Source organism: Xenorhabdus santafensis (genome assembly GCF_033949405.1).
Classification (GTDB): domain Bacteria; phylum Pseudomonadota; class Gammaproteobacteria; order Enterobacterales; family Enterobacteriaceae; genus Xenorhabdus; species Xenorhabdus santafensis.
The window spans coordinates 1-244 of record NZ_VCDN01000382.1 but is presented as its reverse complement, the minus strand read 5'-3'; the positions used below and the strand labels follow the sequence as shown (position 1 = coordinate 244).

General features: G+C 40.6%; 1 protein-coding gene. It reads right to left on the bottom strand.

Annotated features, from left to right (window positions below; translation table 11 throughout):
* Positions 1 to 39: 39 nt before the first annotated feature.
* Positions 40 to 244 (bottom strand): thiamine-binding protein (locus tag FE392_RS22830; protein ID WP_319931968.1); only part of this gene is annotated, 205 nt, incomplete at its 5' end.

Sequence of the window (244 nt, the reverse complement as noted above, 5' to 3'; positions counted from 1 at the left end):
ATCGCAATGAGAAGGATAAGCCAAATTGTTGTAATAAGTTTAGATTGCTTCTGGTTTTGCATATTCATCACGGTACTTCCAAACCTTTTCATCTATCGTTACACCAGTGCTTGGACGATAGTGGATTTTAATAGAAGTAATCACTTCTTCTGCTCCAGCATCGACGCAAGCTTGTTGCGCACGTTTCACGACATCAAGAAGTACATCTAATTCTCCTTCCAACGTTGTTTCCATTGCCCCTACT